At 67.3% G+C, this 10,332-nt stretch carries 6 protein-coding genes; 1 reads left to right on the forward strand and 5 read right to left on the reverse strand.

Translation table 11 applies throughout. The annotated features are described in order from the left end of the window. Window positions 1-55: 55 nt before the first annotated feature. Genes epmA through ligA form a run of 3 tightly spaced genes read right to left on the reverse strand, consistent with a single transcriptional unit; the run spans window position 56 to window position 3,959 of the window. Window positions 56-1,000, reverse strand: a complete 945-nt coding sequence (epmA, locus tag QMX81_RS13265; RefSeq protein WP_282262138.1) for an EF-P lysine aminoacylase EpmA — start codon at window positions 998-1,000, stop codon at window positions 56-58. Beyond that, window positions 997-1,482, reverse strand: a complete 486-nt coding sequence (locus QMX81_RS13270) for a GNAT family N-acetyltransferase (RefSeq protein WP_121037835.1) — start codon at window positions 1,480-1,482, stop codon at window positions 997-999. The genes epmA and QMX81_RS13270 overlap by 4 nt, the downstream gene beginning before the upstream one ends. A 14-nt stretch (window positions 1,483-1,496) precedes the next feature. Further along, the gene (gene ligA / locus QMX81_RS13275) at window positions 1,497-3,959 is read right to left on the reverse strand and encodes an NAD-dependent DNA ligase LigA (protein WP_282262141.1); all 2,463 of its coding nucleotides are present in this window, start codon (window positions 3,957-3,959) and stop codon (window positions 1,497-1,499) included. Between the two features lie 126 nt (window positions 3,960-4,085). Between ligA and QMX81_RS13280 the strand changes: the two genes are divergently transcribed. Then, window positions 4,086-5,207, forward strand: coding sequence for a pyridoxal phosphate-dependent aminotransferase (locus QMX81_RS13280; protein WP_152153351.1), 1,122 nt, complete (start codon window positions 4,086-4,088; stop codon window positions 5,205-5,207). Between the two features lie 33 nt (window positions 5,208-5,240). On the opposite strand, the gene zipA is transcribed toward QMX81_RS13280, so the two are convergent. Both zipA and smc read right to left on the reverse strand, forming a co-directional pair. Then, complete coding sequence (gene zipA / locus QMX81_RS13285; RefSeq protein WP_121037842.1) at window positions 5,241-5,978, reverse strand: cell division protein ZipA; 738 nt, start codon at window positions 5,976-5,978, stop codon at window positions 5,241-5,243. Between the two features lie 47 nt (window positions 5,979-6,025). Then, complete coding sequence (smc, locus tag QMX81_RS13290) at window positions 6,026-9,529, reverse strand: chromosome segregation protein SMC (RefSeq protein WP_282262146.1); 3,504 nt, start codon at window positions 9,527-9,529, stop codon at window positions 6,026-6,028. Between the last annotated feature and the right edge of the window lie 803 nt (window positions 9,530-10,332).

A 10,332-nucleotide genomic window follows, 5' to 3' on the forward strand; every position in this document is an offset into this window, starting at 1 on the left:
TGTGATCAGAGCATCATCATGCAGGCCGCGCAAGACGCGAATGCGTCAAAACGCCTCAGGCGTGGGCGAAATCCAGAGCCAGCACATCGGCGATCCGGCCGGTGCGGTTCATCGCCATCAACAAGCGGTCCACACCGACCGCGACACCCGCGCAATCGGGCAGGTCCGGCAGCGCTGCGAGCAGGTGTTCATCCAGCGGCGGCAGCACGTCTCCACGTGCGGTGCGTATCGCATGGTCGCGCTCGAAACGCGCGCGTTGCTCAACCGCGTCGTTCAGCTCGTGATAGCCATTGGCCAGTTCGACACTGCCCAGGTACAGCTCGAAACGCTCGGCCAGGGGCGGTGTACCGGGACGGATCCGGGCCAGTGCCGCCTGGGTCGCGGGCCAGTCATGCACGACCGTCATGGTGTCGTCACGGAAGTGCGGCTGGATGCAGTGGGTCATCAGCAGATCGAGCCAGTCGTCGCGGGTGAGCCCATCGGCATCGATGCGGACCTCGGCCAGCGGCGCCTGCAGCTGTTCCAGGCTGGCCTGGAACGGGTCCAGCCCGATGTGCCGCTGGTAGAGACCGCGGTAATCGATCACCTCCAACGTGGCCTCGCGCTGGACCAGCTGCAGCGCGGCGCGCACCAGCTCGGCGGTCTCGCCCATCAAGCGGCGGTGATCCCAGCCGACCCGATACCACTCCAGCATGGTGAACTCGGGGTTGTGGCGGCCACCGGCCTCGCCATTACGGAACACGCGGCCGAGTTCGTAACAGTCCCCCACCCCGGCGGCGAGCAGCCGCTTGAGCGGAAACTCCGGCGAGGTGCGTAGCCAGCGTTGCGGCGTGCCTGCATCCACGTGCCCGCTGAAGCGGGTGTGGAAGCTGTCGATGTTCGGCTCGGTATTGCCGGCGGCGGAGAGGATCGGCGTTTCCACCTCCAGCACATCGCGCGCGGCGAAGAAGCTGCGGATCAGCGCGTTGAGCGCGGCACGCTGGCGCAGCGCGGCGATCATGCGCGCGCGTCCTTCAGGCGCTGGGCCAACGGCAGGGTGAGCAGATCGCGGGTGTCATCCACATAGCCGGTGGCCAGGTACAACCGGCGCGCCAGTTCGTTGTGGTGGTTTACCTCCAGGCGCATGCGTTCCACGCCCCGCGCATTGGCACGCTGCTCCAGAATCGCCAGCGCCTGCTTGCCGCGCCCTCGGCCGCGCGCGGCATGGGCCAGGTAGAGCTCGTCCAGCAGCGCGAAATGACCGCCCTGCTCCAGGCTGAAGCCCATCGCCAGCGCCCCATAACCCACCACAGCGCCCGCCTCGTCCAGCCACAACAACACTTCGCCATTGCGCGGATCTTCCAGCAGTGCGGCCAAGGCATTGCGCACCCGGGTGTCGTCGAAATCGAGTTTATCTTCGGCGTAGAAATCACGCATCAGCCCGATCAACAGCGCGGTGTCAGCCACGGTGGCCAGGCGGAAATCAAGGGGAATGGTCTGCATGCGATCTCTCTTGTTCAATGCTGCGCGAGGAAAGCGACCAGCTGGTCTTCGTCCCAGACCGGCACGCCCAGCTCCTGCGCCTTGGTCAGCTTGGAGCCGGCCTCGGCGCCCGCCACCACGAACGAGGTCTTCTTGGACACACTGCCGGCCACCTTGGCGCCCAACGCTTCCAGGCGCGCCTTGGCCTCATCGCGATTCATCTGCGACAACGTCCCGGTCAGCACGGCGGTCTGGCCCTCCAGCGGACCTGCTGCCTGCTCGGCCTGTTCCGGCGCCAGCGCCAGCAGCCTCTGGCGGTACTCCTCGACCTTGAGCAGCATCGGGCCGTGGCCCTCGCTGTCCAGCCAGTCGGCCAGGCCCATGGCCACCTCGTTGGGCAGGCCGGCGGCCACGAAGCGCACCGGCTCGGCATCCAGCAGCGAGGCAGCGTCCGGCAGCACGGCGACCAGCTTCTCGGCGCGCAGGCGGGTGATGCCCGGAATCTCCGCCTCGACCAACAACTGCGCGAAATCCAGACCCTCGCGCAGCTTGGCGATCGGCGGGTGCACATCGCTGATGCGCACCTGACCGACCTGCAGCAGGGCATCGATCGCCTCCTGGTTGCCGGCCTGCTCGAAGAAGTGGCCGAGCGAGCGCGCGACTTCACCGCCGATATCGGGCACGCGCTTGAACAGCGGCCACGGCAGGTGGCGGATCAGCTGCAGATCGCCGAACCAGGTCGCCAGGGCCTTGGCGGTGCTTTCACCGACATGCTCGATGCCCAGCGCGAACAACAGGCGCTCCAGCGTGGTGGTACGGCTGGCGTCGATGGCGGCGATCAGATTGTCGGCCCACTTGGTGGCGATCTTCTTCGTGTTCCAGGTGAACGTGGCCGGCATCGCCAGCGCCTGCGCGCGCCATCCCGCATCGCTGCCATCCAGCTTGAGCAGCCCGCGCAGATAGTCGCCACTGCCTTCCGGCGGCAGATGCAGGCCGATCTGGCTGGCCAGCGCCTCGGGCGATTCGGCATCCAGCACCAGCTTGAGCTGCAGCAGTTGATCGCGCTGCAGACGGTACAGATCCGACACGCCGCGCACGATGCCGGCATCGACCAGCGTCTCGATGTACTTGCCGCCCAATCCGTCGATATCCATCGCACGGCGCGAGGCGAAGTGCGCGATGGCTTCCTTGCGCTGCGCCGGGCAGCTCAACTCACCCGAGCAGCGCCAGGCGGCCTCGCCCTCTTCGCGGACGATCTCCGAACCGCACACCGGGCACTGCGAGGGCATCTGCCACGGCGTGGTACCGGCGGGGCGGCGATCAGCGATCACGCTGACCACTTCCGGGATCACATCGCCGGCGCGACGCACGATCACCGTATCGCCCACGCGGACATCCAGACGCGCGATCTGGTCGGCGTTGTGCAGCGTCGCGTTGGACACGATCACGCCGGCCACGGCCACCGGTGCCAGGCGCGCCACCGGGGTCGCCGCGCCGGTGCGGCCGATCTGGATCTCGATCGCCTCCACCGTGGTGGTCTGCTCCTGTGCCGGGAACTTGTGCGCGATCGCCCAGCGCGGGGCACGCGCGACGAAGCCCATCTGTTCCTGGCCGGCGCGGTCATCGAGCTTGTAGACCACCCCGTCGATATCGAAGGCCAGGCCATCGCGGCGCTCGCCAATGTCACGGTAATAGGCCAGCAGCCCGTCCGCACCTTCCACCACCTGGCACAGGTCGCTGACCGGGAAGCCCCATGCACGCAGCTGGGCCAGCGTGGCCGAGTGGGTGGGCGGCAGTTCACCGCCGTCGACCTGGCCGATGCCATAGGCGTAGAAACTGAGCTTGCGCTTGGCGCTCATCTTCGGATCCAGCTGGCGCAGCGAGCCGGCCGCGGCGTTGCGCGGATTGGCCAGCACCTTGCCGTCATGCAGGCGGGCATCGGCGTTGTAGGCCTCGAAATCGGCGCGGGCCATGTAGACCTCGCCGCGTACTTCCAACACCCTAGGCCAGCCCTCGCCTTTGAGCGTCTGCGGGATCACACTGATCTGGCGCAGATTGGCACTGACATCCTCACCGGTGGCGCCATCACCCCGGGTTGCGCCCTGGACGAAGCGGCCATTCTCGTAGCGCAGGCTGATCGCCAGGCCGTCGAGTTTGGGTTCGGCTGAAAAATGCAGCGTACTGCGGCGCAGGCGCTCGCCGATGCGGCGCACGAAATCCTGGACTTCCTCATCGCTGAAGGCATTGCCCAGCGACAGCATCGGCACCGCATGGCGGACCTCGGCAAAGCGCGAAGAGGCCTTGCCACCGACCTGCCGGGTGGGCGAGTCGGCCGCGGCCAGTTCCGGGTGCGCCTGCTCGATCGCTTCCAGCTCGCGCACCAGCCGGTCGTACTCGACGTCGGGAATCAGCTGCTCGTCGCGCTCGTGGTATGCCTTGCCGGCATCCTCGATCTGGCGGCGCAGGACGTCGGCACGTGCGGCGGGGCTGGGGGTCATGCGGAAGGCGATCCTGGTGGGGCATTCAATTTTACCCCTCCCCCCGCTCCTGCGCGCAGTGAAGAACGCTTGCCGCCGATCCGCCGTGGCGCTAGCGTGCGCCAAACCCCTTGTTTCCGGTGCCCCGTGACCCCTGCCCTCGTCGCTTCCCGTCGCTCGTTCCTGCAACTGGCCGGTACCGGCCTGGCGTTGTCCGGCCTGGGCGCACTGCCTGCATCGGCCGCGCCGTCGCGCGCACTCCCCGCCAGCGCAGGACCGGTGCTGCTGAACTTCAACGAATGCCCGTATGGGCCAGCGCCCGCCGCGCAGGCCGCGGCGCGCGACATCGTCGCCGGCAGCGGGCGGTATCTGTTTGCGCTGGCCGGCGAGCTGCGCGACCTGTTCGCCCAGCAGGAAGGCATCGGCAAGGATCACGTGCGGCTGTATCCGGGCTCCAGCGAGCCACTGAACCGGGCGGCAGTGCTCTGGACCTCGCCTGGCGCGGGGCTGGTGGTCGCTGATCCCACCTTCGAGGCGCTGGGCGATCTTGCCGCTGCGCGTGGGGCCGCGGTGGCCAAGGTACCGCTGCGCGCGGACGGGGCACACGACGTGCGTGCGATGGCGGCGGCTGCCGCGACGGTCAATGCCGGCTTGCTGTACCTATGCAACCCCAACAATCCCACCGGCTCGATCACCCCGGCGGCCGACATCGCCTGGCTGCTGGCCAACAAGCCTGCGCAGACCCGGGTGCTGGTCGATGAGGCCTACCTGCAGTACAGCGAACAACGCTCGGTGATCGCCCAGGTGATGCAGCGCGATGACGTGATCGTGCTGCGCACCTTCTCCAAGCTCTACGGCATGGCCGGCCTGCGCCTGGGTGTGGCGGCTGCGCATCCGGATCGGCTGAAGGAACTGGCCAGCCTGGGCGACAACCCGTTGCCGGTTACGGCGGTGGCCGCCGGGCTGGCGAGCCTGCGCGATCCCGGGTTGATTGCACAGCGCAACGCAGAGAATGCCGTGGTGCGGCAGGAGACCATCGGCTGGCTGGGCAAGCGCGGTTTTACCTGCGTGCCTTCCGAAGCGAACTGTTTCGTGGTCGATGTGCAGCGCGACGGCGCAGCATTTTCCGCGGCGATGGCCGAGCGCGGCGTGGTCATCGGCCGCAGCTGGTCGATCTGGCCGCAGCGGGTGCGGGTAACGGTCGGCACCGAGGCCGAGATGGCCCGGTTCCGTGAGGCGTTCGAGGCGGTGGTCAGCCGCAACGGGTAAATGTAGCGCCGACCGTTGGTCGGCTCTACATGATCACCAACGCGGTGCTTTGGTCAGCGGCGGGGCCTGGTGCTGGCGGTCGTAGGCACGCAGTTCGTCGCGGATGTGCGCGATGCGCTGGCGACCCAGGGCGTTGCGGCTGTCATCGAGCACCACGCCATCGAGCAGTTCGCCCATGCGCTGCACGGTCGGCAGCATCTTTTCCCAGGCGTCCAGCGCGGTCAGCGGCGCCGGCAGGGTCAGGAAGAAGGCGATCGCCGGCGTTTCCATCTCGCGGATGTTGGCCATGTCGAAACTGCCCGGCTTCATGATGCTGGCCATCGAGAAGATCGGGCCACGCTCGGGGTGGCCTTCGACCAGACGGTGGAAGACATTCATGTGGCCGAACACCAGGCCGGTCTTTTCCGCAGCGACGACGATGTCTTCGCCACGCAGCTGCTCACCGGCACGGGCGGCCACGAACAGCGAGACGATCTTGTCGAAATCCTGGGTGGTGCGCTTGCCAAGGTCACTGGCCGGACCGGCATCCACCTCGGGCAGGCCGAGTTCGGGCTGGGTCACGCCGTCTTCGCCCACCACGGGCGCAGCGCCGTCGGCCGGGATCTCGCCCTCGCCCAGTACGGGCTCGCGGCGCTGGCCGTTGGTGCCTTCGGCACCCTCGACGCGGCGGCCCTGCATTTTCTTTTTCGGACGGCCAAACAGGAAGATCGCAGCGATCAACAGCAGGCCGGCGGCCAGGATGCCGATGCGGAGCAGTGCCATGTCGGACATTCGGGAGGTTCTCCGGCTAAATCATTCAGGTACTTAAGGATGGCACGTCACGCCGCGCCCGCCAATCGTGCGGCTTCCTCCAGGTCGACACTGACCAGTCGGCTGACGCCCGGTTCGCGCATGGTCACGCCGGAAAGCTGGTGCGCCGCCTCCATCGTGGCCTTGTTGTGGCTCACAAACAGGAACTGAACCTTCTCGCTCATTTCCTTGACCATGTTGGCCAGGCGGCCGACGTTGGCTTCGTCCAGTGGCGCGTCCACCTCGTCCAGCAGGCAGAACGGCGCCGGGTTGAGCTGGAAGATCGCAAACACCAGCGCCACCGCGGTCATCGCCTTCTCGCCACCGGACAGCAGCGAGATGCTCGATACCCGCTTGCCCGGCGGCCGCGCCATGATCGCAACACCGGTGTCGAGCAGGTCTTCACCTGTCAATTCCAGATACGCGTGGCCACCACCGAACAGGCGCGGATACAGCTGCTGCACGCCGGCGTTGACCCGGTCGAAAGTGTCCTTGAAGCGGCCGCGGGTCTCGCGGTCGATCTTGCGGATCGCGTCTTCCAGGGTTTCCAGCGCGGTGGTGAGGTCGGTGTTCTGGGCGTCCAGATATTCCGAACGCTGCGAGGCCTCGCCGTATTCCTGGATGGCGGCCAGGTTCACCGGCTCCAGGCGGCGCATGCGGCCGTCGATCTGATGGACCGTCTGCTCCCAGTCGGTGATGCGCGCATCCTCCGGCAGGCCGTTGATCACGTCCTGCAGCACGAACCCGGCCTTCTCCACCGAGGCCGACAGCTGGTCGGCGCTGAGCACCAGCGCCTGCTGATCCAGCTTGCGCTGGGAAATCCGCTCGCGCTGCGCCAGCGCCTGTTCGTCGCGCTGATGGCGGGTCTGTTCGAAGGTGCGCAGCTCGGCATCGATGCCATCCAGCAGCGTACGGGCCTCACCGAGCACGCGGTCTGCACGCACGCGCTCGCCGAGCGCGTTCTGGTGTTCGGCTTCGAGCGTCTTGACCGGCGAATCGCCTTCGTCGAGCTGCGAGTGCAGTTCGCCCAAGCGTGTATCCAGCTGCCCGCGCTGCGTGCTCATGCGCTCCAGTGCCTGGCTCAGCGAGGCGATCTGCGCCCGTTGTGATTCCAGGGTCAGTGCCAGCGAGTGCGCCGCCTCGCGTACGTTGCGCGCCTGGTCGCGCGCCTGATCGCGCGCATCGGTGAGCTGGCGGCGCTCGCCCTCCAGCGCGGCGCGGACCGATTCCAGATCGCCCATGCTGGTGACCGCATCGTCCAGCCGCGCGCGCGCTTCGCGCACCTGCTCTCGGCCGGCATCCAGCGTTTCCAGCAGTTGCACCAGCTCGCCTTCGATGCGATCGATGCGGGTGCGTGCGGCCTCCACTTTGCCCTGCTGGCTCTGCAGCTGACCGCCGAGTTCGGACACGCTGCGATGCGCCAGGTACAGCTGGCGCTGCGCGTCTTCGCGCTGCTGCTCACCCGCCAGCAACTGGTCACGGAAACCGGACAACTGCTGTTCCAGGGCCGCTTCGCGGTCCTGCAGGGTTTCAATCTGCTCGCGCAGGGTGACGATCTCGCGCTCACGCAGCAGCGCGCCCTGCTTGGCCGCGCCGGAGCGCGACACGCGCACCCAACCTTCGCCCAAGCGCTCGCCACCGCGGGTAATGACCGAATCGCCCTCACCCAGCGTCGCCTGCAGTGCACGCGCGGCCTCGAGATCCTCGGCGGCATGCAGGCGTGCCAGCAGGCGACGGATCGCGGTCGGGCCCTGCACTTTCGCGGCCAAGGAGGTCGGCGCGACGTCCAGCGCATTCTGCTCGGCCGAGACCAGCGCGATGCGGCCTTCGCCGAGTTCGCCCAGCGCATCCACCAGCGATTCCGGTGCATCGACCAGCACGCCTTCGATCAGTTGACCGAGCGCGCTTTCCACGGCGTTTTCCCAGCCACTCTCCACGGTCAGGCGCTCACCGACGCGCGCGCCGGAATCCAGCCCACGCGCCTTCAGCCATGCCACCGCGGCGCCCTGCTCCTGGCCCAGCGCGGCCTGCTGCAGGGTCTCCAGGGAGGACAAGCGGCCGCGTGCGGCCTGGGCCTGCTTGCGGATCTCGGCCAGCTCGGTCTGGCCGGTACGCTGGCGATCCTGCAGCCCGGCCACGACAAGTTTGCGTTCTTCCACCTGCTCGTTGAGCGTGTCCAGCGAGGCCTTCTGGGTCTCGTGCTGGATGTGCAGCTCCTCGAACACCTCGGCCAATGCGTCCAGATCCAGCCCGGCGCGCTCGGCCTGCAGCGACTCGCGGCGGCGGTCGGCTTCCAGCACCTGGCGGTCCAGATAGTCCACGCGGGTACGTTCAACTTCACCGGCGCGCGAGGCTTCCGAGGTATTGCGGGTATGGGCTTCCCAGCGCTGCTGCCAATCGGCCAGACGGGCCTCGGCGTCGCGCAGGGCTTCCTGCTTGATTTCGTTCTCTTCCTGCAGCTGCTCCAGGCGCGGCTCGGCGTCATCGACCGCCTCGCGCAGCACCATCAGCTTGGCCTCATCGCCACTGATGTGCTGACCCAGATCGGCCAGCGCCTGCTGGGCTTCGTCGCGCGCCTTGTTGAGACGCTGCGACATTTCGCGCTGATGCTGGATCTGCTGTTCCAGTCGGGCCAACGTGCTGCCGACCTGGTACACCTCGGCCTGCGCGGTGTTGAGCGCATCGGAGGCCTCTTCGCGGCGCAGGCGGCTGGTTTCAATGCGGGCTTCGGCGTCACGCTGTTCGGCGATCAACTGCTGCAGGCGCGTTTCCTCGCGCGACAGCGCTTCGCGCAGGCCGCCCAAGCGCCCATCCAGGCCGCGGTACTCCAGCGCCTTCCACTCGGCATCCTTGACCTTGCGCTCTTCCTGCAGCGCCTGGTACTGCTCGGCCTGGCGCGCCTGGCGCTTGAGGTGCTCGAGCTGCTTACCGATTTCCTCGCGCAGGTCGCCCAGGCGATCCAGGTTTTCGCGGGTATGCCGGATGCGGGTTTCAGTTTCCTTGCGGCGCTCCTTGTACTTGGAGATGCCGGCGGCTTCTTCCAGATACACACGCAGGTCTTCGGGCCGGGCCTCGATGATCTTGCTGATCATGCCCTGCTCGATGATCGAGTAGCTGCGCGGCCCCAGGCCGGTGCCGAGGAACAGATCGGTGATGTCGCGGCGGCGGCACTTGGTGCCGTTGAGGTAGTAGTTGCTGCTGCCATCGCGGCTGACGGTACGCTTCACCGAGATCTCGTTGAACGAGGCGTACTCGCCGGTGATGGTGTGGTCGGTGTTGTCGAAAATCAGTTCGACGGCAGCCTGCGAAACGGGCTTGCGGGCAGAGGAGCCGGAGAAGATGACATCGGTCAGCGAGTCGCCGCGCAGGCGGCTGGCGGAGCTTTCGCCCATGACCCAGCGCACGGCGTCGATGATGTTGGATTTGCCACAGCCATTGGGGCCCACCACGCCGGTCATGTTGGTCGGCAGGTGCAGCGTGGTCGGATCGACGAAGGATTTGAATCCGGACAGCTTGATCGTGGACAGACGCATGGCGTGATGGTTTTCCGGGCGAAGGCCTGAAGCGACCCCCACCATGGTGGATTACGGAGCGGATTTACCCTTCAAGCCATTGATGTTGCAGGGTTTCAATGGCCCCGGGGGCGACGCGATAGCCTGAGTATAACGGGGCGGGTGTTCAGCGGGCTGCGGGGGCTGGTGTTGGCCGTGGCCGTGGCCGTGCAGCCGTAGCCAGAGCCAGAGCCAGAGCAGAAGCGGCATTTCGGGTTGGTGCGTGGCGGGAAGGCGTGGGCGGGGTCGCGGGACCCGCCGTGAACCCGTCCATGGGGGCTCGAAATGCGCCATCCATGGCGCATTACGGTCCCGCCACCCCACCCACGCCATCCCGTAGACACATGGCTGGTGTGCGGGCTAAAGGCAGAGTCATGGCGCCCGTGGCGTGGCTCGGCTTGGCTCAGCTTGGCTCGGCTCAGCTTGGCTCGGCTTGGCGTCGCTTGGCTTGGCTTCGCTTCGCTTGGCTCGACCCGACCTGAGTTGACCTGCCCGTCATCGCCGGCGCATCAAAGCGGGGGTAAAGCCCCGCCATGCGCGGCTGAGACGGTACGGAAAGCAAAAACATCCACGCATGGCGTGGATCTACCTGAGAGCTGGACCCCCAACATGCCGGCTTGGGTACCGCCCGCCACAGCCGGCGGACGCCAGCTCTTCCAACCGCCCGGACCGGACATTTGGCTGGAGGGTGCCGGGTAGCCTGGGCCGGGACCGTAATGCGCCATGGATGGCGCATTTCGAGCCCCCAGGGACGGGTTTACGGCGGGTCCCGGCCCAGGCTACCC

It is taken from the genome of Stenotrophomonas sp. PS02301 (assembly GCF_029959485.1).
GTDB classification, from domain to species: Bacteria; Pseudomonadota; Gammaproteobacteria; order Xanthomonadales; family Xanthomonadaceae; genus Stenotrophomonas; species Stenotrophomonas maltophilia_Z.

What these genes read in the sequence shown, in the direction of transcription:
- epmA (WP_282262138.1), bottom strand. Translation starts at nt 1,000, where the DNA reads ATGATCGCCGCGCTGCGCCAGCGTGCCGCGCTCAACGCGCTGATCCGC.
- QMX81_RS13270 (WP_121037835.1), bottom strand. Translation starts at nt 1,482, where the DNA reads ATGCAGACCATTCCCCTTGATTTCCGCCTGGCCACCGTGGCTGACACC.
- ligA (WP_282262141.1), bottom strand. Translation starts at nt 3,959, where the DNA reads ATGACCCCCAGCCCCGCCGCACGTGCCGACGTCCTGCGCCGCCAGATC.
- zipA (WP_121037842.1), bottom strand. Translation starts at nt 5,978, where the DNA reads ATGTCCGACATGGCACTGCTCCGCATCGGCATCCTGGCCGCCGGCCTG.
- smc (WP_282262146.1), bottom strand. Translation starts at nt 9,529, where the DNA reads ATGCGTCTGTCCACGATCAAGCTGTCCGGATTCAAATCCTTCGTCGAT.